Genomic DNA, 23,982 nt, shown 5'->3' with positions numbered 1-23,982 from the left:
ACCGATCCAGTGCCTGCTGCTGAATCCGAATCGCCCGATTTAGCTGCACCGATTGAATCTGTTCCACATAGGAATCGAAAGCTTCGACAGGCTCAATGCCAAATATAATCTTAAGTGACATCTCATCCACCATTTTATTAACCTCTTGCATAATAACGGAGAATTCCGCACTTTCCTTCTCCGTTCTTGCAATGTCGGTAAGTTGTGTTTGGCCGCATCCGTATCTGACCATATACGAATGGCATCCTTCTGTTCCGGCAGCGTGTAATACTGCTCCATATAACGGATATCTTGGACAAAAGGACCGAAGTAGCTGGCCCGCGTATACATGGCCAACGCTTGAGCCGGCGCAAGCTTCTGCGGATTCCCCAAAATTAAATCTGTATATGTCGGGTAGCCATCCTTCATTTCGTAACTGAGTCCCTCCATACCGAAATTAAACAGCATATGTCCTTCCGGGCCATAGCCATAATCCAGCATGCTAACCGCTTCCAAGGCATGTTTCGTACTCTGGGATATCGCAACCCCGCTCGAACCAATGGCAGGAGCTAACTGGCCGAATTTGGGTCGGTCACCCGCAACAAGCACGGGATAAGGTGCAGGGACGAGTTCGGCAACGGGATCGTGTTCCTTCAGAATCGGCAGCCATGTGCCGATCCCTGCTCCTGCATTCCAGATCGCTGCACCGCTACGGCCCGTAATGATACTCGTGTCCTGAGTCTCGGAATCAACGGAAGACAAGTTTCGGTCAATCAACCCTTCAGCATACCAATCTCGAAACAAGGACAAAAACTGTTTATATTCGGGCTCCTGAGCACCGAATTTCACCTTGCCGTTCTCATGATAGAATCCCTTCTTTATGCCAAAGGCACCAATGAATCCCCCTCCCTCAATGCCAAACAACGGGCTTGGCACTCCCAAAAAGGTCAATGGCGCTTCCGCTCCCTTATGTATCTTGAAAGCTTTCAGTACGGTATGCCAATCATCTATCGTAACTGGCACGTCAAGTCCTAATTCATCCAGCCAATCTTTGCGGATAATCGGACCTTGATACGTACGAAGTCTGGGATCGCCTTGAATAAACGGAAAAGCATAATAACTCCCATTCGCGGTCCGTATCTGCATATCAATCTCCGGATGATCTTCGAGATAACGCTTAAGATTGGGAGCGTACTGATCTATCACATCATTTAATCTTAGGATGTACCCATCATTGATCGCTTTCTCTGGTCCCCCCGGATAACTGGACCATTCGTACTCGATCATGTCCGGCAACTCCCCGGAGGAGAGTAATACGTTGATTGCTTCCTTCGCCTGATTACTCGGCGGTTGAAGGAATTGAAGTTTCACTCCCGTCCTCTGCTGCCACTCCTGAAAGAAAGGCACCTCTTGAAAAGTAGATTTGATACTGGATGCATTGCCGTTGAGCTCTGCCCAGTAAGTTAATTGCGGAGCATCGCTTGGCATCTGGCCGCTTTGAAGCGTTTGGAGTTTAGTCCCGCTATCGTCTGCTGAATCGGAAGCGGTGTCTGTACGTTCACAGCTCGTCAGCCAAATTGCAACGAGCAAGCTGATGATGAAGAGCAGACTTGCCTTTAATCTCACATATCCTCTCTTTCTCTCCATTGCATGAGCCCCCTCATATGTTAAGAGATTTCCTTGTACCTGCCGGGTGTAATGCCCTCATATTTCTTGAACACCCGAATGAACGTTGCTGCATCGTTATAACCAACATAACGTGATATCTCTCCAATGGATTCCTGTTTGGAACGAATCAGTTCTTTGGCGTGCTGGATACGATACTTATGGATACAATCTAGCAGCCCCTCCCCCGTCTGGTTCTTGAACAGCTTGGACAGGTAACTTCCCTTGAGATCGAAATGTTCTCCGATTGCGTTGACGTTCAAGTTGACATCCGTATAGTTCTTCTCAATATATGCCGTCACTTGCTGTGTCAAATTGCGCAATGAATCCTCCCGCTCCTGCGATAGGTTAATCGATCGTTTATTAGCTGCGTAAGCACATACTTCTTCGAGCAGTTGCGCTAAGGCCGATTGCATTTCTTGTACGGTATCGCAAGCCAGGATATGATCAATCCATTCCGGGTACTTCGCCAACGTACTGCTGTCACTGTCCCCAAGTTCATTAATGGCCTTAATCATCGTGCCGACCAGATTGAAAATCAGACAACGTGCAAGGGTCAAGGACATGACCGGCTTATCAAAATTCCGTTCGGTAATCATGTTCATATATGCGCTGGCTTGCTTCGTATCGCCAGCCTTAATGAAATTGATGAGCTGCTGCTCAAGTTGGAGCGGATAATAATAACCGTATGAACCTTCACTTTGGATCTCGCTTTGAATTTCCTCATACGTGATAATCCCTTTTTTGCCAAGCACCATCTTGTATTCCATCGCATCGATCGCTTCTTGATAGGCTTCTGCAATCCCGATCCAAGACATATGAATTCCGCTGATAGATATGGTCAGTTCCATATTGAAGCGGTCCAGAAACCGCTGAGCTTCTTCGGCGATGTCATGCAGATTCCGAGCGGAATCCGAGGCATAAGAATCCGCTTTCATATTTACGAGACAGACCATCATGTCATCAACTTCTGCCACATACCCGATGTGATGATGCTGCACCGCCAGTTCCTCCACCACATTGGAAATAATGAGATGCAGCAATCGGTTCCGCTCATTAATGTCAATGCCAGGCAGCTTGGCATACAAATTCTCCTCGTTCTCAATAACAAATAAAATCACGGCGAACTCGTTCGAGTAAAGCGGCATATGAAATGAACGGAAAGCATCTTCATAGGGCACCAGCCCGTCTGGTCTGCCTTTCAACAGCTTGTTGATCATGTTGGAGCGCAGCACCTGCTGATGCTTCTGTAATTGTTGAGCAATCTCATGCTTCTCTGAACGTGTATGTAAGACGACCCGTTTAATAAATCGAAGCTCATTCGTGTCTTTCGGATCGGATTGAGCATTCTTGTCAGTCAGTAACTCCACAAGCTGCTGGATCGGAGTGTAGTTTCGGCGCATAAAGAACCAGGTTAGAATGCCAGCACCGATTAAACTTACCAGAATGCTGACATAAGTGAAATTACGCACATACACGGCTTTTTCCCAGTACAGACTGCTAGGGATGATCAAGGCATACTTCAAATCAGATACAGCAGATTCCATGTAAAACAGCTCTGATCCCTGGATTTGAGTCGTGGCCAACTGAACACGGTCATCTTCCATGAACAATTGAAGTTCATCGGATTCCGGTTGGTTGCTCATCAAGATCTCATGGTTCTGATCCAGGATCAGCAAAGTTCCTCCGCTGAAACCGGATATACTCTCAACCGCCTCTTGAAATCGCCGCGTATCCACCATCACGACGACCGCACCTGTCTCTTGACCGTTCAGATCATTCGGCAGTTGGGTAATGTATGCGATTGAAGTTTCGTTCGGAGCTGCATTCAAGTGCGGCATGACAACAAACGGATTACTGCCTGAATGAAGTATGGTTTCCCTCCACTCCTCATAAGTCTTGGTGCCCGTATTATGAAGGGTATGAAAGGCTGTCTTCATGTCGCGAATATTGCCTGCACGCAGGATTGAATTCTCTTTCTTCCATACAACATAGAATTCATCGATCGACGCGTACGAGGTCTTGTACAGACGGAATTCTTTGACCAGTTGATACGCCGTATATGGTGATTCAATGGCCGATTTATTCGAATACATTAATGTTTGAAGATTCGGGCTCCATGTCATCTCCATATTCAGTCGTTTCATCAGATCGATCTGCGTATCGATCGTGTAGCGCATTTGCTTCAGCAGAGAATCATTAGCTCGATGAATTTCACTCTTCAGCGTATCATTGGCCTGAACATAAATGACCAGGCTAATCAGAATTGGAACGATCAGAACCACGCTATATGAGATTAACCAGGTTACAATGACGCTCTCTCGTTTCTGCCACAGATTTCGTATGTTTAGCAACAGCCCATCACCCATATCTCCAAAGATTGTAAGCTTCTTGACTAGGAACCTATTATAACGGCTATTGCTATTCCAGGAAATAGATAAAAAGTTCAATTCCATTGACAATATAGTCAATGCAACATCGACCCGCATCACTGAAACTCGAATAACCCGGGCGGACCTCATGGTCCACCCGGGCATTCTTTGTATTGATATCAAGATAACCGAATCAAAAGACGCGATGCTTCCAACCCTTCCATTTAGCTATCGCTTCTACGAAGAAATAGTCTCCGTAAATCAAGGATACATTCACATTCTGGCCTGCAGGCTTATGCCCGGTCGCTTGAAGCAGTATGGCTTCATGACCTGATCGATCCCATGTTCCGTATTGATTATATAGGGACATCAATATACGCTCGGCTGCAGCCTTATATTGAACGCCTGAATCCGTATGAACCAGATCAGCAAGCTCGAGCAGTCCCGATGCGGCAATGGCCCCCGCAGAACTATCTCGTGGTATCCCTCCGGTTTCGTCAGGAGCGCGGAAATCCCATAGCGGAACATGGTCCTCGGGCAGATGGGCAAGAAAGAAAGAGACTACACGTTCCGCTGCCTCCAGATAAGCGGCATCTTTCGTATAACGGTATGTGTTCGCCAAACCATAGATAGCCCACGCCGCGCCGCGACTCCATGCCGAATCCGGTGCAGCTCCTTGCCCCCCTAGCGCTTCTACACGTTCCCCTGTCAGCGGATCAAATCGGAGGATATGGTGTACAGCCCCGTCGCCCTGCACGAATTCCTTTACCACCATATCGGCGTGTCTTCTGGCAATATGAGCGAAGCGTGGATCGCCGCTGACTTCGGATGCCCAGAATAGCAGGCTTAGATTCATCATCGTATCGATGATAGACCATCCATACTTGTCACCATTCCACGCGCGAATGAAGTTCCCCGCTGCATTAAAGCGCCCAGCCAAGTAATTCGCCGCGGACAGTCCGCGTCTTAGCGCATCGGCATCTCCCGTTAGTTTGTACTTGATGACAGCCGTAGGCAGAAATTGAAATCCTACATCATGGTCGAAGCCGTTCGACTCCAGAAAGTGTTTGGACAGTCGTTCGTCCCACGGCCACGCTGCATGCTTGTAGTCCTCGTCCTGAGTCATATCATAGACGATCCATAAGATGCCCGGCCAGAAACCGGATGTCCACCAATCGATGCGCATATCGTCATATCGTCCGTCTTCGCCTGCTACGTGAGGCGATTTAGCGCCTATAACCGACCGCATCTGATTCGTTTTACGTTGAATCTGCTCCCATACCTGGGAGACTGCCGCATCTAACGTATTCAATTCATCGTCTCCTCTCATCTGTTCATATGCTTAACCTTTTAGAGAACCAACCATAACACCCTTTACGAAGTAGCGTTGCAAGAAAGGATAGATACACAAGATCGGAACGGTAGCCACCATGATCGTTGCATATTTGATCGTCTCCCCGATCTGAAAACGATCGGCAGCCGAAGCGCCTGCAGACATGCTCTCCGTTGAGTTCGCTATCAGGATCTCCCTTAGCACCAATTGAAGCGGGAATAGTTCCCGGCTCTTGATAAATACCGATGCATAGAACCATCCATTCCACTTGTCGACCGCATAGTACAGAATCATTACCGCAATCACTGGCATGGATAACGGAATGATGATTCGGAACAGAATCGTAAAGTGGTTCGCACCATCAATCTTCGCCGATTCTTCCAGACTATCCGGAATACCCATAAAAGAGGTTCGCATGATAATCAGATTAAACGTGCTGATCGCAAACGGCAGAATGGTTGACCACAAGGAATCAAGGAGACCTACGCCTCTTACCATCAGATAGAGCGGAATCAATCCACCGCCGAAGAACATGGTGAAGACAATCAGGAACATGAATACCTTGTTCCACATCACGTTCTTACGCGAGAGAACATATGCCCCGAGAGCAGTCATGAACAAATTGACGATGACGCCGAACACAACGATGAACAGCGTGTTACGAAAACCGATGGCTATACCGGGATTGGCAAGTACGCTTTTATAGGCATCCAGACTGAATCCCACCGGCTTCCATAGTAAACCTTTGTTGGCCAGCAACTGAGAAGAATCGCTCAATGAAGCGAATAACACATAGAGCAATGGATATAACGTGATTACCACGAGTGCAATCAGAAATGTATAATTCATGATATTAAATATTCGGTCAAACATACCGCTTTCCGTCTTCAATGCTACCACCTCACCATAAGCTGTTTTGACTGACCCTGCGGCTGATGTAATTCGCCGTAATCAGCAGGACGAGATTGATGACCGAGTTGAACAAACCGACGGCGGAACTGTAACTCCAACCGAATTCTAGCAATCCCTTACGATACACGAAGGAGGAGATTACATCGGCCGTCTCATACGTAATCGGGTTGTAGAGCAAGATGATTTTTTCAAAGCCTACATTCAGGAGATTCCCCATACGCAGGATGAACATAATCGTAATGATCGGCAGCAATCCAGGTAACGTGATGTAGAACATCTGCTTGATCCGGCTCGCCCCGTCCATACGCGCGGCTTCATACTGCTCCAGATCGATGCTCATCAAGGCGGCGATGTAGATAATCGATTCCCAGCCGATCCGCGACCATATCTCAGAGAGGACATAGATGGGACGGAACAATTCGGGCTTCTGCAGCATCGCTTGACCATCATATCCAAGCAACATAAACAGTCGGTTGATTAAGCCGTCCGCATTCGTAAAATCCGTGATAATGCCGCAAATTACGACAAGAGAAATGAAATAAGGCATGTACGTAATCGTCTGAACGACTCGTTTGAACGTCCTTTTCCGAACTTCATTGATTAGCAAGGCCAGAATAATGGGCGCCGGAAATTCGAAGATTAACGTATACACACTGATCAGAATCGTGTTGGTTAATACTCGCGTGAAGTAATAGCTATTAAAAAATTCCTGAAAGTGCTTCAGTCCAACCCAATCGCTATCCAAGATCCCTTTCATCGGGGAGTAGTCCTTGAAGGCAATAATTGCCCCATACATAGGTCCATAATGAAAGATGATATAGTAGGCAATCACGGGGATCATCATCAGGTATAAGTATTTATTCATCAGAAAATCCCGAATGAATCGGCTCTTAAAGGATTGTCGTTGATCCATGACGTCTTCTCTCACCTCATTCTAGATGAGGAGGGCAGATATAGCGCCCTCCCCCTGCATTCCTATCGGTTGTTATAGCGTTCAAGTGCTGCCGTCTGGATTTCGATCGCACGATCCAGTTTAAGCGACTTCATCTTGGCGACATAACTGTCGAACTGATCCACAGATTCATTACCGAGAATGATCTTGATCGTCATCTCATCAACGAGTGTATTAATATCGTTCATAATCGTTGCGTATTCGGAGCTTTCCTCTGGTGTAGGCGTGATAGGTGGCAAGCTGTATTTCGCCGCGTCTGTACTCTTCCAGACATCGATCGCTTCTCGCTGCGTATCCAGTGCAAAGAATTGCTCGGCATAACGTTTATCTTGAACAAACGGACCGTTGTAACTGCTTCTGGCATAAAGCGAGATCGCTTGTGCCGGTGCCAGCTTATCCGGATTGTTCATGAGAAGTTCCGTGAATTTCGGATATTCTCCCTCCAGATTGTAGCTGGTACCCTCTTCACCGAAATTGAAGAACATATGGCCTTCCTCGCTGTATCCGTAGTCGAGCATTCGCACCGCGAGCTCAGGGTCCTTGGCAGCGGTTGTAATCGCAACGGTTCCTTCTGAGGCATAGCCTTGATTGAGCTGTCCGAATTTCGGCATGTCTCCTTTATTAAGTACCGGATACGGCGCAGCTACCAGTACGGCATCCGGATCGTTCGCTTCCACTAACGGCTGCCACTTCCCGATGCCACCGCCTGCATTGCCGATCGTTGCCCCTGTAGCACCAGAGGCCATATTGCCGTCAATGGCTTTAGTGTCCGCTGTAGCGACGTTCTTGTCGATAAGACCCTCGCTGTACCAATCCTGGAATAATTTCAAATACTCTTTAAACCCTGCTTCCGACGGACCGAATTTGATCTGTCCATCTTCTTGATAGAAGCCACGATTGACTCCGAAGGCACCGATAAAGGCACCGTTGCCCGAATCATTGAAGAACCTCGGCTTGCTGACTACCGCGAATGGAGCCGTTGCCCCTTTCTTCTCTTTAAAAGCTCTTAGGGTCGTTGTCCATTCTTCAATCGTTTCCGGTATAGGCAGTCCAAGCTCATCTAACCAGTCTTTGCGAATGATCGGACCTTGGAACACGCGCAGATACTCGTCCCCGCGAATGAACGGGAATACATAATAGCTGCCACTATCGGTCTTCACCATCTTATCGATGTCCTGATTCTCCTCGAGATATTTCTTCAGATTGGGAGCATACTGATCGATCAGATCATTCAGCTTCAGAATATAACCATCATTAATGGCCTTCTCCGGTCCACCTGGGAAATCCCCAATGAAGTTGTATTCGATCATGTCCGGTAAATCGCCGGAAGCGAGCATTACGTTGAAAGATTCCCTGACCTGGCCGGTTGTGGGAGCTGTAAACTCAAGCGGTACACCCGTCTTCTCTTGCCAGTTCTGGAAGAACGGAACTTCGCTATGTGAGTTCTTGACGCCTATCAGGTTGCCGTTAATCTCACCCCAATACGTCAGCTTCTTATCCGTCTGAATCGGATAGGTGGTCGCCTCCGCTTCATTGGTACTGCCTGGCTGTGTCCCTTCCTCTCCATTGCCGGTTTCACCCGCTTGACCTCCGCCTCCGGATGAACACGCCAAGAGCATGGTGCCTAATAACATGATAATCAGACTCGTCGATATGACTCTTCTCATGAACCTAACCCTCCAACTTTTCAAATGTGTGGTGCTCTATCACAGCGTAATGGAGTGGCTGGTACTAGCGATATACTCAAAAGCTACAAAGCCATGTTGATTTCCCTATCGACACAATGACGATTTCTACAATTCAATAGACCGTTTCAGAATGAGACATGGCATCGCATTGATCAATCCCTTATACTGGTTAAGAATCTATATTTTTGAGAGGAGACCAGCATCATGCATGTGAACGAATCTCTGAAAAATGCGTTGTTTACCGAGGAATTTACTCAGAACCCCTATCCGGTTTACGAGAATCTCAGACAGCAAGACCCGATTATGAATCTGCATTTCCCCGACGGCCGCTACGGCTGGCTGATCAGTAATTATGACGATGCGGTTGCCGCATTAAAGGATGGACGATTTACTAAGAATGTTGCCAAGGCATACGGAGAGCAGCACGCCAGCGTCTTCAGCACCAACATGTTGTTTGCCGATCCACCGGATCATAAACGCCTGCGTGGACTGGTGCAGAAAGGATTTACGCCGCAGCGAATTGAAGGCATGCGTGATCATATTCAGGACATAGCCAATCGTCTGCTGGACGATATCGGTTCGAGGAATACAATGAATCTTATTGATGAATATGCCTTTAAACTCCCCATTATCGTGATCAGTGAAATTCTAGGCGTGCCGCTTGAGGATCAAGATAAGTTCCGGAAATGGTCTAACTCTATTATTAGTGCTTCCAATCGTGAGACGAGTGAAGAAGTGCTGATCCATATGAAAGAATTCATCGCCTATCTGAATGAATGGTTCGACAAAGTCCGTAAAGAGCCAGGCGACGATATGATCAGTAAGTTGGTTATTGCTGAAGAAGAGGGCGAGCGTTTATCTGAACAGGAATTGTATGGTGTTGTGACGCTCATGATTATTGCGGGTCACGAAACCACGGTAAACCTGATTGGCAACGGCTTGCTCGCATTACTAGAACACCCCGAGCAACGGACGCTGCTTCAAGAACAGCCAGAACTAATCCATGGAGCAATAGAGGAAATGCTGCGATACAACGGTCCAGTAGAGTTCAGTACCTCGCGCTGGGCTGCCGAAGACTTGGAGTTTAGAGGGGTGAATATGAACAAAGGGGATCTGGTTGTCATTGCTCTGAATTCAGCAAATCGCGATCCGAAGCAATTCGATGACCCTGATCTGTTTGATATTACGAGAGACAAAAGCATGCACCTGGCCTTTGGCAAAGGCATTCATCTATGCCTCGGTGCCCCGCTTGCCAGAATGGAAGGCGAGATTGCGATTAACACCCTGCTTCGGAGATATCCGGAACTGGAATTGCATAGCTCCGTCGACCGACTGGAATGGCGGCCAGGCATGATCGTGCGCGGCGTTAAGGAGATACCGTTATCTCTTTCGCGGCAATAGTTTCATAACATATATTATGTAAACATTTGATGCAAAAAGCAACAGTCTCCATATTTGGATCCTGTTGCTTTTTTATTGCTGATACAACTTTTATTTTCCATTAACAGATTGATGTCGAACATCCTTCGTCTCTTCCGGTATCCGATTCGATATACTCGGAACATGTCGCGGCTTGTACTCAATCGACTCTGACGAGAAGATGGATACCGCCATTCTGCCCCCGTTGCCATACGCCCTGATCAGAATGGGCTGGTTATAGGCATTCTCAAACACAAAGTCAGGTCCTCCCCAACTGACCGTGGCGTCGCGGCCTGAAAGAACGTAAGGGACATTTCGACTATGTGAATACCGCTTCACGATCTGTAGACCCGCTCTGTCAATCGCATTAAACAACGTAGAAGATACCTGGCATATCCCTCCTCCTACGCCTTCGGACAGTTCACCTCTTACAATCACACCTGCCCGTTTATAACCTTTGTCGACCGTCCTCATACCAACGACTTGATTAAAGGAGAACGTTTCCCCAGGGAACACTACGGCGCTGTCAATCGCTTTCGCAGCCAATGCAATATTATGGGCACGATTTTTGTTATTGGAATTGAAATAAGTAACATAGTATCCGATCGGCTTGACCCGGATCGAAGCCAGAATCTCCGCATCTACCTTAGGATGAACCGGATACATCGGAGCTTCTATCGCGGTTGATCCCTCCCCATACCAGAACGTATAGTACTGCTCAAGCAACTTCCGCCGATCAAGTCGATACCCTTGCTCACCCGGTACGATCTGTCCACCACTGCCGATTATGGCATTTTTCGCCTCACGATACGTCTTCTTCTCGAGCATAATCTCCCACTGATGATACTTCTCCAGATCCAGGAGCGGAAATACGCCTATAGCATGCTCACTCCGGTCAACGCTTGTCATTACCTGACCGTTCTGCAAGATGGTTAAGCTATCATCATTCGGTTCAGTATGGTGCAGAAGTAAGAACAATAGACCAATCACTGACATCCACTTCAAGATCCTTCACCCACTTCGCAAATTTCTCTCTCTGGTATTATGAATGCAATAGTGGAAATTCATTCAAGCGGATTCAAGATCAAACAACCCGCACTGGTGGAGTGCGGGTTGTTTGATCCTGTACAGGCTGATTTTAATGTACGGTTCCCCCTTGCCGAGCCGAGCGGCGAGCAGGCAGAACGAGGAACACAAACGAACTGATCGCTAGCAATTCAGCGATTCCTATGACGGTCCCCATCGGAATCGCGGTGGTACCGTCACCTAGACCTACTAGTGGACTGGCAGCCGCTCCAAGAAGCAACGGTAACAAGCCCAGCAGCGCAGAAGCACTGCCAGCGGTTCTCGCTTCCTGCTTCTGCATCGCTAACGAGGTCGTAGTAGCACTCACCATGCCTACAGCGGATACGATGAGGAATAGCATCGGAGCGATCAGGACCAATCCGCCACCAAGCTGCGTTATGATAAACAGTGAGGTTCCGCCAAATGCTGCAATGATCAGCCCCGTCGTCAACAGCTTTATTTCACCTGTACGAGATACCAAGCGTCCGGTTACCTGAGAGAACAGCACGATCCCTACGCCATTCACGGCGAAGAATAAGCTGTAGCCTTGCGGAGAGACGCCGAATATATCCTGAAGTACAAACGGTGACCCCGAGATATAAGCGAACATCGCTGCCGATACGAACGCCTGGGACAGGGCATAACCGATAAATACGCGATCCTTCAACAGAATTCCAAACGTCTGGAACGTCTGTTTCATTCCGCCCGTTGCCCGTTTCTCTTTCCCCAATGTCTCCGGTAAGCCAACGATCACGGCTAGAAGCATGAGCAGTCCGATCAGGAACAATACGACAAACACCCCGCGCCAAGAGACGAAATTCAGGATGAACGCACCGAATACAGGGGCGATGATTGGTGCAAGTCCGTTAATCAGCATCAGCAACGTGAAGAATTTCGTCAATTCGGTACCTGTGTACAAATCCCGTACCACCGCCCTTGAAATGACGATGCCCGCTGCACCACTGGCGCCTTGAATGAAGCGAAGAGCCACCAATACCCAGATGCTCGGTGCGAATGCACATAATAAAGAAGCGATCGAATAAATAACCAAGGACACTATCAACGGTCCTTTTCTTCCCTTGATATCACTTAACGGACCGGCGACAAGTTGGCCTAAAGCTAAACCAAGTAGAAATGCTGTCAAGCTGAGCTGTGTTAACGAAGCCGTCGAGCCGAGACTCTCTGACAACTTCGGTAACGCAGGTAAATACATATCCACGGATAACGGTCCAAAAGCAGACAGTGATCCAAGAATTAAGGCAAACTGAAGCCTTTTTTTGCGAGTCAGAACCAAGGACGAACTGGCTTCAATGTTAGGTGAGGACATCCGATGTACAACTTCCTTTCTTGTTACATTCCTAACCTATCATAGGATAATTTGACGTTGAACGCCAAACTATTTTTTCTCCGCAATCGGTATGAATATCGTGAACGTCGTCCCCACGCCTCTTTCGCTCTGTACCGTAATACGCCCCCCATGATCCTCGACAATTTTTTGACATAGTGATAATCCGAGCCCGGTTCCTTCTTCCTTCGTCGTATAAAACGGGTCAAATATCCGGGTAAGACTCTCTTGATCAATCCCAATCCCCGTATCCTCCACTTCAACGATGGCCGTTGACGCCTCTTTGCGTAAAGAAAGCTTAACTGCCCCCGTTTGGTCCATCGCTTGGAACGCATTACGGATGAGATTAATAAGCACTTGAATCATCTTGTCACGATCCATAATGACATATATCGCTTCATCCCCGTGTTGGAGTAAATAGATGGCCATGTGATGCCGCTTCGGACTCACATAATGAGAAGACGCGCGCCACGCAGTCCCTTAACGATTCCGCCCTCATATTGCTGGCATGCGGCTTGGAGAAATGCAGAAATTCCGCGGTCAACTCCCCTACTCGTGTGATCTCGCCCATAATGACCTCGTACCACGGCTGAATGTTGTAGCTTTGATTCTTGGACAACTGGATGAAACCTTTAATGGACGTCAGAGGGTTACGAATTTCATGGGCCATGCCGGCTGCAAGTTCCCCGACCATCTTCATTTTCTCTGACCTCATCAGCTCTTCCTGACTTTGCAACCACGTGTTGCGACGCATCTGGAATATACGCTCTTCCGCCGTGCTGATCATCTCCTGATAGGTCATCGCCTCGTGCGGATAGCAAGTTATACTGTATGTAACCTGAACGCCGATCCGTTCAAAATTAAACATGCTGCTGTCGATATTCACATGCTCAGGCAACAGTATTGCAAATCGGTCGCCGGCGTATCGAGAAGCAGCGAGCATATCATTCAGAAACAAACGGCGTACCGAGCGTGAGAAATTAATCAATATTTCGTTGGCTGTCGTAATATCCTTGGCATTTAACGATTTAAAGTTGTTAATATCCAGCAGCACGAGTTGAAACGGTTTGTTGACTTCAATAAGATGCTGCACCTTTTGCAAATATCCTTCGTAGTTCAGCAGCCCTGTTAACGAATCGTGATAGGTAAGATAATCGTTCTGCTTGTACAATTTGCGCTTCTCCGACTCCAAGTGATTAACGATATGAAACGATAACACTACAATGATGGAAGCCAAGCCATCGAATACCGAAACGAGTACGTTATATCCCGTAATGGTTGAGTAAGCGAGTCGAATCAGGGAGTATTGTAGAATAATGAAGAAACTGATCGGCATCGATTCTCTTATGCGATCCTTGTTGTAGATCTGGCTAATAATGAGTATGTAGTATAGTAAGATACACCAGTTTAGCTCGGTAGTATAATGAAATGCGCCTAGGAAAATGAACTGGATGTATCTCATCCATGGATACCTTTTGTCGAGAAAGATGGATGCATTGAAGAGTATCGCCGTAACAACCATCCAATAAAGCCGATCTGAATCATGCAGGTATAGGGAAGAACTGATTACAAACACCGATATCAATGGAACAAATAGGAGCTTGAGGATCATGAATGGCAACAAAATCACTCCTAAATCGATATGTACTGGCGCACAAATTGTAGAAAAAACGGAAGTGGCAAGTTTCAACAAATATGGTACACCATCCAGATGCTTATGAACAGAAGAAATTTACTTCATCTTCCAATTCATTGAATGAAACGCTTCGTCCGAGAATTCATTAAATTCCTCATACCTCCTCATATCGGATGCGAAGCAATCGTTCGGAATTGGGGTCATAGACAACCGTCACATGCACGCTAAGCTCCAAGCTTCCTTGTCTCAACCAGAGCTTAAACCTCTCTTCTTCCACTTGTGGCGAAACACGAAACCTACCTGAATACAAATAGTCTACAACCTCCATATTATAATGCTTTCCCGCACTCTTCATCGCTGTTTCTCCCCACTTGGCTGACTGCGGTCTCTTCCTGTCAATTAGCTCTAGCAGAGACTGCGCCACAGAGACTAATTCCGCTTGATTAATTCGGCTCTCAGGGAGATTCACTGCATGAAGTACATATTGCCACTCCTTTGTTTTAAACGTGAGCAGCTTCATGGTATTCAGTGGCCCGTTATAGTATTTGGCAGTCGTATTGTGCCCCAGCATCACATCCTCGAACTTCAAGTAACTTAGTTGCTGGTGATACTCTGCTGGATATAACTCCAGACTATAATGATTCTCTGGTTGACTCTTATGCATATACTCAATCTCCAGGTGAGCGTCCAGTCGCGGATCAGTTGGATCGTAACATCGGCCAAAAACATGGGTAAATGCAACGCCAGGAAGTGCAGGTGGTAGTGTGATTGCTTTTCCGAAATAGTCCTCGCACGCACGTAATGCATGCTCCATACCTTGTGCCCCGATTTCCAGCATCTCTTGCTGCATGTCAGGATTAAGATGAACGCTACCCTGCACTGTCCCAACCAAGGAACCCACCCACAAAGTTCCTGTCAATAGAATACTGTGCCACATGCCGAAATCCTCCTTCTGTGTCCTTCTTTTTCCAGCCGTTTATAAGATGCCCGGGAGGTAATCGCTTATTCTCCCGACTGGTATTGGTTGGATAATAATTGTGCAAAGTACACAGACTGTGAACAAACGGATCATAAAGATTATGGCATACTGCGATAACCCTCCCTTACCTGTTATTCTTATGTAAATATATCTGACATATATGTTGACTGTCATTCTGTAAGATGCTACATTTATCCAAAATAAACATCATTACGCAGCATGTTAGACTCTTTTGCGTCATTATATCTAACATAAAGCAATGAAGAAGGAGTGACTTGGATGCATCTTACGTACCAGGAAAGAGACAAATTATTGCTTTTTCTCGCGTCTGAACTTGCCCAGAAACGATTGGCCCGAGGGTTGAAACTGAATTATCCTGAAGCAGCCGCACTCATCTCCGGATTTGTAGTTGAAGGCGCGCGCGATGGCAAATCCGTGGCCGAGCTCATGGAGGATGCGAAACATGTGCTGTCCGCCGAACAGGTCATGGACGGAGTAGCCGAGCTCCTGAGCGAGGTTCAGGTCGAGGCGACTTTCGTCGACGGCACCAAGCTGGTCAGTGTGCACGATCCCATCCAAGGTGCTCAGCCTTCACGCATTGTTGCAGGCGAATATGATCTGCGTGAAGAACCGATCGAACTCGTCCCTGATCGACCGCGCATCATACGTACGGTCACGAATACTGGGGACCGTCCGATTCAAGTAGGCTCTCATTTCCATTTCTACGAATGCAATCCTGCGCTCCAGTTTGATCGTAACGGTACACAAGGGTATCGACTAGATATTGCTTCTGGTTTATCCACCGGTTTGAGCCGGGCGCAACGATGGAGATTGTGCTGGTGCAGATTGGCGGCAGCCGTGAGATTCATGGTTTTGCAGGGTTAACGAACGGGACAACGAATGGGATGGTGAGCTTATGACGAAGATTGATCGCGCTACTTATGCCAGCATGTACGGCCCAACTACCGGAGATCGTGTACGTCTGGCAGATACGTCGCTTTGGCTGGAGATCGAACAAGATTACACCGTATACGGTGATGAATGTGTATTCGGCGGAGGCAAGGTCATTCGTGACGGGATGGGCCAGCATCCACTGGCTACCCGTGCAGAAGGCGTGCTCGATCTGGTCATTACCAACGCCATTATCATCGATACCTGGGGCATCGTCAAAGCCGATATCGGGATTAAAGACGGACTCATTAGCGGAATCGGCAAGGCAGGTAATCCCATGATGATGGATGGTGTAACGGATGGCATGATTATCGGTGTCGGAACGGAGGTCATCTCCGGCGAGAACCTGATTGTCACTGCAGGCGGGGTCGATTCACATGTGCATTTCATCAGCCCGCAACAAGTGGAAATTGCTCTTCAGAGCGGGGTTACAACCTTTGTTGGGGGTGGAACCGGACCTGCTACAGGGACGCTGGCGACTAACTGTACTTCCGGGGTGTGGAATTTGCAGCGGATGTTGCAGGCCACTGATGCCTTGCCAATCAATATGGTATTTCTGGGCCGAGGCAACAGCAGTCGCCCTGAAGCTCTTGCCGAGCAGGTGCATGCCGGTGCGGCAGGATTAAAGATACACGAGGATTGGGGCAGCACGCCTTATGTCATCGATAAGTGTCTCAATGTAGCGGAAGAGTTGGATGTACAGGTTAACATTCATACGGATACGCTAAACGAAGCGGGATTCGTTGAAGACAGCCTCCGCTCCTTTAATGGAAGGGCGATTCATACGTACCATACGGAGGGCGCTGGCGGCGGTCATGCCCCGGATCTGCTGCGTGTCGCATCTATGCCCAATGTCCTCCCTTCCTCTACCAGTCCAACGATGCCCTACACGGTTAATACGGTTGACGAACACCTGGATATGCTCATGATCTGTCACCATCTGGATCCGCGCATACCGGAGGATGTCGCTTTCGCGGCTTCCCGCATCCGTTCGGAGACCATTGGCGCAGAGGATATACTTCACGACATCGGCGCAATCAGCATGACCAGTTCCGACTCTCAAGCTATGGGACGTGTCGGGGAAGTTGCCATTCGTACATGGCAAACGGCAGATAAAATGAAACAGCAACGCGGATCGCTTGAAACCGATGCGAAGTCAGACAACTTCAGGATTAAGCGCTATATCGCGAAATACACGATCAACCCTGCCATAACACACGGTATATCGGACTATGTAGGCTCCATCGAAGTTGGTAAGATGGCAGATCTCGTTCTCTGGAAACCCGCCTTCTTCGGCGCCAAGCCCGAGATCGTGCTCAAGAGTGGCATGATTGTGCACGCGGTCATGGGTGATCCGAACGCATCGATCGCGACCCCGCAGCCTTACATGTACCGCCCAATGTTCGCAAGCTACGGCGGTGCGCAGACTTCGTTAAGCGCGACATTCGTCTCTCAATCATCCTTAGAGATGGGCACACTCGATCCGCTAGGTCTGCGCAAGCAGCTCCTGCCTGTTCACAACTGCCGTACCGTTCGCAAAGCCGATCTCATTCATAACAGCGCAACACCAGATATCCGAGTCGATCCAGTAACCTACGTGGTTACGGTCAATGGTGAGAAACTGACGAGTCTCCCTTCTTCTTACTTGCCGCTATCCCAACGGTATTTTTTAGTATAGTTCTTCAATGTTTGTCCCTCCACTCCATGAAGGGCCACCCCAAGATCTATGATCCTGGGGTGGCCCTTCCTTCTATTATCCAACACTCCGTATAAGGTCTCCGTGAGCGCTGAGAGAGCATTCTGGAACGGATGCGATCAAAAATCCTTAAATAAATCACATGATCTGCTATTATTAAACACGCTATCCGGCACATAATATACCTTCTGTGTATCTTTTTTATTGACAGGATCTGTAACGATCGTAAAGTATACATTGCCGTTCTTGGTCTGTACACCCTCGATTTCATGGTTGCCAACATTCGTGATGCTCACCAAGCTTTTATAGACTCCGGTATTGGAGATATACGCAATCTGAGGTGTATTTCCTTCAGCACCGCCTGATGTATAGATTTCCGTACTGCCCAGCAGATCAGCCCCTTGGAATGATCCATTCGGCCTGATGATACTGCTGCCGGATTGCGTAAAGCTGGTGAGCGCGGCGTTCACCGCCCCAGCGCTGTCCATCTGCACCATCTGATTGTTATCCAGCAGTTGGTTCAGTGCCACCGTATCATAGATTGACCAAGTTACCGTCCCTTCCGCAGTTTGGACGCGAAAGAACGTGTGCGTACTGTTACCGCCGCCATCTACCCGATACGTCTCACCAAACCTCGAGCCAGTCTTATTCGCGTAATTCAAATAAGTGAACCGGCGAAGGTCGGTATAGTCAACCGTCGCACCCGCTGCATATTGCAGTCTTGCCACCTGGAGCGACCAATAATAATTCGTTGAAGGATCTGCCTTGGAACTGAAGTAAAAGTAATTAACGCCGTTATACGTGTACATATCCAGTGTCTGGCAATGGCCGGTATTCGTGACCGTCATTTCATCAACGTAGGTGGCGTCGTTCCCTTCCATAAGCAATCTGGAAAGATAACATGTTCCACCTGAACGCTGCGTTACATATAGATACTTATCGGCGATAGCAAAATCCATGTCGTGATGAGTTTAAATTGACGTCCTGTAATGCCCAATGCTTGCAATGGGTACATATGGATACCTCCGTTAAGTATGATACTTTAGCAAAAATGTGTTACGTACACTGTTTTAACATTGATGCCATGAGGTAATTCCATACTATGATTTCTTAATATTCCCCCTTCATGATAGAATAAATAAATTACATATTCATAATATATCGTCCGCTTTTAAATTGGAATATATTTCATTATGTTTATGTTGCCTGTTAAGATTGCATGCCCAAGCTTGGAAGCAGTATATCTTAGCACCCAAGTTTTTTGCTATTTGGGGAATAATGATAGTTGAAAGGATGATATCATGGTTAATAACGAGAAAATAATGGTCTGCGTGTATTACGGTCCCAATGGAGAACGATTGATTCGCCGAGGTGGAGAATTGGCAAGCTTGCTCCACTGTCCCTTATATGTATTAAGCGTTATTCCACTCCGCGAGAATGAACTAGATCAGGATCAGGAACAATATATCGCCGAATGGAAAATGCAATGTGAAGCAATTGGAGCAACGTTCATCACCCAATCTGACAATCAGCGAAAAGCTTCGCAGATCATCGCAGAGACGGCAGCGGTTCACCAAATCACGCAGTTGATCATCGGTCAAACGTGTAAAACGAGATGGCAAGAAATCAGACAGGTTCATTCGTTAATGAGTTGTTGAAGCAAATCGGGGAAACCGATCTGCATATCGTGGCAGTGCAGCGAATTGATAACCGACTGATCGATACACATGAACGGGGCATTCGTGTGTCTATCCTTCAAAAAGATTCAGACTACATTATTAATAATAATGTAGATTCCAAAAGTCAATCCGTTGCAGAAGGACTGTTCTTCAAAGAACTTAACACCGATTTTGATACTGGTTTGCTCAAAATATCCGTACGTGACGGGCATAAATATGTAAAAGTACATCACGGCAAAATACTTGATTCGAGCATGATACAAGCATTGATTAATCAAAACCCTAATTAAGATTTTCTTCCTCTGTTAGAAAGAACCCTCCGCTGCGGAGGGTTCTTCTTCTAGATATATATAACATCTTACTTCGTATCCGATATCACGCTACCCTTACCGATCAGATCACAGCGCCCCTACCACGGGATGCGGAACGTAAGGTTCCTCCAGCGATGCGATCTCTTCCGCCGTTAACGTAACGTTAAGAGCTGCTGTTGCAGCCTCAAGATGCGATATCTTCGTAGCCCCGATGATGGGTGCGGTTACGGGCTGCTTCTGCAGCAACCACGCCAGTGCAACTTGAACCCGCGGCACACCATGGCGTTCTGCAATCTCCGAAACGCGATCCACGATGACACGATCGGTATTTGCAGTGGCATCGTATTTGGACTTGGCGGTTTGATCAGTCTCAGCGCGATGCGTTGATTCCTGCCAGTCGCGAGTCAATCTTCCACCTGCCAACGGGCTGTACGGAATGACGCCGATCTTCTCCTCCCTGCAGAGCGGCAACATTTCCCTCTCCTCTTCACGATAGATGAGGTTAAGATGGTTCTGCATCGAGATAAAGCGGGTCCAACCGTGATCATCCGCTACGTGTAACGCTTTCAGGAACTGCCAGGCATACATGGCGGAAGCACCAATGTACCTGGCTTTTCCGGCCTTCACGACATCATGCAGCGCCTCCATCGTCTCTTCAATCGGCGTAGTGTAGTCCCAGCGATGTATCTGGTACAGATCGACATAATCTGTTCCGAGACGTTTCAAGCTCTTATCGATCTCACTCATAATGGCCTTGCGCGATAATCCGGCACCGTTCGGTCCTTCGTGCATGCGGAAGTGAACCTTCGTTGCAATGACGATCTCGTCTCGGTTGGCGAAGTCTTTAAGGGCGCGTCCAACAATCTCTTCACTTGTTCCATCCGAATAGACATTCGCCGTATCAAAAAAATTAATGCCCAGTTCCAGCGCTTTCTGAATAACGGCACGACTGTTCTCTTCATTCATGACCCATGGATGGATCCAGCGCCCTGCTTCGCCGAAACCCATACAACCGAGACATAACCGCGAAACATCCAACCCAGAGTTACCAAGCTTCACATATTCCATAAGTAAGCACCTCTCCTCATAAGTCTGATACTACAGATATTCGCTATTATGACACTTGGAGTTAACTCCAAGTCAACAGGGTAGGCTGATATTATTGTATAAATCTATGATTGTTCAGCAAAATAATGCTCTACCGCATAAGCATACGACTTCAAAAAGAAGGAAATCGCGTCTTGACTCACCTTCGCCTGCGGATGAATGATATCAAAGCCATGGTAACAACCGGGGTATAACTCAAATTCAACCGGCACTCCGGCTGACCGCAGTTGCTTCACATACTCCATCGTCTCATCTCGGAACGGCTCGATATCACCGACAAAGGTCGCCGTAGGCGGAAGCCCCGAATAATCGGTTGCCCTGGCAGCAGCGGCATATGGAGAAACCTCAGATCCATATTGATCTCCAAGGTAGAGCTTCCAGGCCCACTGGTTCATCTCCGAATTCCAGATGGGAGCATGATTATCCTTTGAGGACTCCATAATCATCCTGTCGTCCAGCATCGGATATAACGGCATTTGAAAAGCGATATTCACTTCCCCTCGATCTCTGGCGTACAGCGTAAGGGCTGCCGTCAAGCCCCCGCCGGCGCTTTCCCCGCCGACCATAATCTGATGATCACGAATGCCAAGTTCTTCGGCTTGCTCTTTCATCCATAATAGCGCATCGTAGCTATCCTCCAGTGCCGCCGGATAGGGAGCCTCAATCGATAAGCGATAGTCCGGTGCGACAATCACGCAGTTGTGGGTATCCATCAATCTTTTGTACGTATGCTCGAACATCTCGGGTATGCCTTGTGCGTATCCGCCGCCATGAAGCCATAGCACACCCGGAACCTCGTGGTTGGATTGCAATGGTTCATAAACCAGCAGCCGCAGTTTGGAGCCGTCCTTGCGTTCGATCCATTCCTCACGGCAGTTTAATCCGTCCATGTGCTTCCCTTTCCGACTGTCGCTTTGTTTTTGTCGATTGTGCATCGTCTTGATGAATTTGGCTTCACTTGAACTCTTGAGTAAGAGATTCAGCAGCCTTCCTCTCAATCTTAGCTCTTTATCTATCATGGTATAGGTGACCTTCATATGCGCCCTCCTCAAGTGGATTGATTCCGAAATTTGAATACATTATATTAACACTGTGTTAGTTAATCAACAGGCAGTTCGATAAATAATGATAGTTATCGAACGAATCTTTAGTATCTGTCTGCTTTTTCCATATTCACGTTCGAATCTTGTATAAACATTAGGAGGTTTAATGAACAACATGCCAGAAGATCGCCGCATTCTATATACCAAAATGGTCCTGAGAGAAAGCTTGTTAACCCTTATGAAGGATCAGCCGATCAACAAAATCTCGGTGACGGAGCTATGCAAGCATGCCGACCTGAATCGAAATACGTTCTATACGCATTACGACTCGCCGCTGCATCTGCTATCCAGCATTGAAGAATCTTTCTTCGAAGTCATCCGGGGCGTAATTGAACGTTCATTCATGGTGGGCATCGATCACGGATCTTTACTTGAGATCTGCGAGCATATCGCTGCGAATGGAGACTTGTGTGCCATCTTGTTCTCGGATCACGGGAATGGCGATTACTTGAAGCGCGTCATTTATATATTGCATGATCGAAGCATTGCAGCTTGGAAAGAGTATGCGCCGCATCTGCCTGTTGATACGCTGGAAACGCTATATTCATTTATCGCCAGTGGCAGTGCAGCGATTATTGCAGATTGGGTTCGAACAGGGATGAGTCAGAGCCCTCAACAAATTTCGGAGTTTATTGATCAAGCTACTCGCTCGGTTGAGCAATCTTTCCTATCATAATAGTCAGCGCATTGTAAAAACACCCGGCATTTGCCGGGTGTTCTATGATAAAACATATGGCGCTATCGAAATCAGAAACAGCTCATTTAAAAATGCTGTTAGGAACATAGTACACTTTTTGCGTATCTTTCTTGTTGACCGGATCTGTGACGATCGTGAAGTACACGTTACCGTTCTTCGTCTGCACACCCTCGATCTCACGTTTGCCTACATTCGTAATATTCACGAGTGTCTTGTAAACTCCGGTGTTGGAGATATATGCGATCTGTGGAGTATCTCCATCTGCACCTCCAGAGGTGTAAATTTCGGTACTGCCCAGCATGTCAGCGCCCTGGAACGATCCATTCGGCCTGATGATATTACTGCCCGACTGCGTAAAGCTGGTTACGTTCGCCTTCACGGCGGCCGCGCTGTCCATGCGTACCATCTCGTTATTATCAAGCAATTTGTTCAAGGCTACCGTATCATAGATCGACCAGGTAACCGTGCCTTCCTTCGTCTGAACACGGAAGAACGTATGCGTGCTGTTACCCCCTCCGTCTACACGGTACGTGTCACCCAATCTGGCGCCGGTCTTATTCGCATAATTCATATAGGTGAACCGCGGCAGTGAAGTATAATCTACGGTCTTACCAGCCGAATACTGGAGTCTGGCTACCTGAAGCGACCAGTAATAGTTCGTTGATGGATCAGCTTTGGAGCTGAAGTAGAAATAGTTCACACCGTTATACGTGTACATATCCAGTGTCTGGCAATGACCGGTGTTGGTGACGGTCATCTCATCCACGTACGTTGCGTTATTACCCTCCATCAGCAATCTGGATAGATAACAAGTCCCGCCCGAACGTTGTGTCACATAGAGATACTTATCTGCAATATAGGCTTTCTGTACAGCAACATTATGCTTGAGTCCTTTGATATTATAAGCCAGCGTGGCTGATGCGTTCACTGTTTTCTGAGGCGTAGCGGCAAATGCCGGGAAAGCTGACATGGCAAACAGAAGCAGAGCGAGGGCAACCGATGCCCCGAGCTTGAACTTTCGTTTCATAGGGTTCCGCACGTGAAGTTGATTCATAACGATACCTCCATCATTGTAGTATGGTTGACATCAACA

General features: G+C 47.6%; 19 protein-coding genes and 3 pseudogenes. 7 read left to right on the top strand and 15 right to left on the bottom strand.

Features of this window, described 5'->3' with window-relative positions; genetic code table 11:
- Window positions 1-39 precede the first annotated feature (39 nt).
- The 6 genes from JCM10914_RS15920 to JCM10914_RS15895 form a co-directional block, all read right to left on the bottom strand.
- On the bottom strand, window positions 40-1,626 hold the full coding sequence (locus tag JCM10914_RS15920; protein ID WP_023962771.1) for an extracellular solute-binding protein: 1,587 nt from the start codon (window positions 1,624-1,626) through the stop codon (window positions 40-42).
- Window positions 1,627-1,646: 20 nt separating this feature from the next.
- Entirely contained in the window at window positions 1,647-3,998 is a 2,352-nt protein-coding gene (locus JCM10914_RS15915) for a helix-turn-helix domain-containing protein (RefSeq protein WP_231638671.1), read from the bottom strand.
- Window positions 3,999-4,209: 211 nt separating this feature from the next.
- A complete protein-coding gene (locus JCM10914_RS15910; protein WP_036718504.1) occupies window positions 4,210-5,346 on the bottom strand; it encodes a glycoside hydrolase family 88 protein in 1,137 nt (378 codons plus the stop codon).
- Window positions 5,347-5,358: 12 nt separating this feature from the next.
- On the bottom strand, window positions 5,359-6,222 hold the full coding sequence (locus JCM10914_RS15905) for a carbohydrate ABC transporter permease (RefSeq protein ID WP_036718541.1): 864 nt from the start codon (window positions 6,220-6,222) through the stop codon (window positions 5,359-5,361).
- A 28-nt stretch (window positions 6,223-6,250) separates the two neighbouring features.
- Entirely contained in the window at window positions 6,251-7,174 is a 924-nt protein-coding gene (locus JCM10914_RS15900) for a sugar ABC transporter permease (protein ID WP_023962763.1), read from the bottom strand.
- 62 nt (window positions 7,175-7,236) lie between these two features.
- Window positions 7,237-8,880, bottom strand: a complete 1,644-nt coding sequence (locus JCM10914_RS15895; RefSeq protein WP_023962761.1) for an extracellular solute-binding protein — start codon at window positions 8,878-8,880, stop codon at window positions 7,237-7,239.
- Window positions 8,881-9,105: 225 nt separating this feature from the next.
- On the opposite strand from JCM10914_RS15895, the gene JCM10914_RS15890 reads away from it, so the two are divergent.
- Window positions 9,106-10,302, top strand: a complete 1,197-nt coding sequence (locus tag JCM10914_RS15890) for a cytochrome P450 (protein WP_023962759.1) — start codon at window positions 9,106-9,108, stop codon at window positions 10,300-10,302.
- Between the two features lie 90 nt (window positions 10,303-10,392).
- On the opposite strand, the gene JCM10914_RS15885 is transcribed toward JCM10914_RS15890, so the two are convergent.
- From JCM10914_RS15885 to JCM10914_RS15870, 5 genes are all read right to left on the bottom strand, one after another.
- Window positions 10,393-11,316 carry a VanW family protein gene (locus tag JCM10914_RS15885; RefSeq protein ID WP_231638676.1) on the bottom strand — a complete coding sequence of 308 codons (924 nt, stop codon included), beginning with the start codon at window positions 11,314-11,316 and terminating at the stop codon, window positions 10,393-10,395.
- Between the two features lie 142 nt (window positions 11,317-11,458).
- Window positions 11,459-12,712: a multidrug effflux MFS transporter gene (locus JCM10914_RS15880; RefSeq protein ID WP_023962755.1), complete on the bottom strand. Its 1,254-nt coding sequence runs from the start codon at window positions 12,710-12,712 to the stop codon at window positions 11,459-11,461.
- Window positions 12,713-12,781: 69 nt separating this feature from the next.
- The gene (locus JCM10914_RS30525; RefSeq protein WP_023962753.1) at window positions 12,782-13,159 is read right to left on the bottom strand and encodes an ATP-binding protein; all 378 of its coding nucleotides are present in this window, start codon (window positions 13,157-13,159) and stop codon (window positions 12,782-12,784) included.
- Complete coding sequence (locus JCM10914_RS15875) at window positions 13,128-14,342, bottom strand: histidine kinase dimerization/phospho-acceptor domain-containing protein (protein WP_231638675.1); 1,215 nt, start codon at window positions 14,340-14,342, stop codon at window positions 13,128-13,130. Before JCM10914_RS15875 ends, JCM10914_RS30525 begins: the two co-directional genes overlap by 32 nt.
- A gap of 178 nt (window positions 14,343-14,520) precedes the next feature.
- Complete coding sequence (locus tag JCM10914_RS15870) at window positions 14,521-15,303, bottom strand: DUF3889 domain-containing protein (protein ID WP_023962749.1); 783 nt, start codon at window positions 15,301-15,303, stop codon at window positions 14,521-14,523.
- Window positions 15,304-15,624: 321 nt separating this feature from the next.
- Here JCM10914_RS15870 and ureA point away from each other — a divergent pair.
- The 3 genes and pseudogenes from ureA to ureC all read left to right on the top strand — a co-directional run.
- Window positions 15,625-15,921 (top strand): annotated as a pseudogene (gene ureA / locus JCM10914_RS30520) (urease subunit gamma); the annotation flags it as partial.
- Window positions 15,907-16,265, top strand: a pseudogene (gene ureB, locus JCM10914_RS30515) (urease subunit beta). The pseudogenes ureA and ureB, both read left to right, overlap by 15 nt.
- Window positions 16,262-17,974 carry an urease subunit alpha gene (gene ureC / locus JCM10914_RS15860; protein ID WP_023962745.1) on the top strand — a complete coding sequence of 571 codons (1,713 nt, stop codon included), beginning with the start codon at window positions 16,262-16,264 and terminating at the stop codon, window positions 17,972-17,974. Before ureB ends, ureC begins: the two are co-directional and overlap by 4 nt.
- A gap of 137 nt (window positions 17,975-18,111) precedes the next feature.
- Here ureC and JCM10914_RS15855 read toward each other — a convergent pair.
- A pseudogene (locus tag JCM10914_RS15855) lies at window positions 18,112-18,939 on the bottom strand (helveticin J family class III bacteriocin); the annotation flags it as partial.
- Window positions 18,940-19,293: 354 nt separating this feature from the next.
- Here JCM10914_RS15855 and JCM10914_RS30510 point away from each other — a divergent pair.
- Both JCM10914_RS30510 and JCM10914_RS30505 read left to right on the top strand, forming a co-directional pair.
- Window positions 19,294-19,650 carry an osmosensitive K+ channel histidine kinase KdpD gene (locus JCM10914_RS30510; protein ID WP_023962741.1) on the top strand — a complete coding sequence of 119 codons (357 nt, stop codon included), beginning with the start codon at window positions 19,294-19,296 and terminating at the stop codon, window positions 19,648-19,650.
- Complete coding sequence (locus tag JCM10914_RS30505) at window positions 19,608-19,961, top strand: hypothetical protein (protein WP_023962739.1); 354 nt, start codon at window positions 19,608-19,610, stop codon at window positions 19,959-19,961. Before JCM10914_RS30510 ends, JCM10914_RS30505 begins: the two co-directional genes overlap by 43 nt.
- 108 nt (window positions 19,962-20,069) lie before the next feature.
- On the opposite strand, the gene JCM10914_RS15845 is transcribed toward JCM10914_RS30505, so the two are convergent.
- Window positions 20,070-21,050: an aldo/keto reductase gene (locus tag JCM10914_RS15845; protein WP_023962737.1), complete on the bottom strand. Its 981-nt coding sequence runs from the start codon at window positions 21,048-21,050 to the stop codon at window positions 20,070-20,072.
- A gap of 104 nt (window positions 21,051-21,154) precedes the next feature.
- Window positions 21,155-22,126 carry an alpha/beta hydrolase gene (locus JCM10914_RS15840; RefSeq protein ID WP_023962736.1) on the bottom strand — a complete coding sequence of 324 codons (972 nt, stop codon included), beginning with the start codon at window positions 22,124-22,126 and terminating at the stop codon, window positions 21,155-21,157.
- Between the two features lie 181 nt (window positions 22,127-22,307).
- Here JCM10914_RS15840 and JCM10914_RS15835 point away from each other — a divergent pair, with 181 nt between their 5' ends.
- Window positions 22,308-22,868 (top strand): TetR/AcrR family transcriptional regulator, encoded by a 561-nt coding sequence (locus JCM10914_RS15835; RefSeq protein WP_158442474.1) that lies wholly within the window; start codon window positions 22,308-22,310, stop codon window positions 22,866-22,868.
- Window positions 22,869-22,950: 82 nt separating this feature from the next.
- Here JCM10914_RS15835 and JCM10914_RS15830 read toward each other — a convergent pair whose 3' ends face one another.
- Entirely contained in the window at window positions 22,951-23,916 is a 966-nt protein-coding gene (locus JCM10914_RS15830) for a helveticin J family class III bacteriocin (RefSeq protein WP_036718535.1), read from the bottom strand.
- Window positions 23,917-23,982 lie beyond the last annotated feature (66 nt).

It is taken from the genome of Paenibacillus sp. JCM 10914 (assembly GCF_001315105.1).
In the GTDB taxonomy this organism is placed as follows: Bacteria; Bacillota; Bacilli; order Paenibacillales; family Paenibacillaceae; genus Paenibacillus_AQ.
The sequence above is the reverse complement of the archived record's forward strand: the minus strand, read 5'-3'. Positions and strand labels throughout refer to the sequence as shown.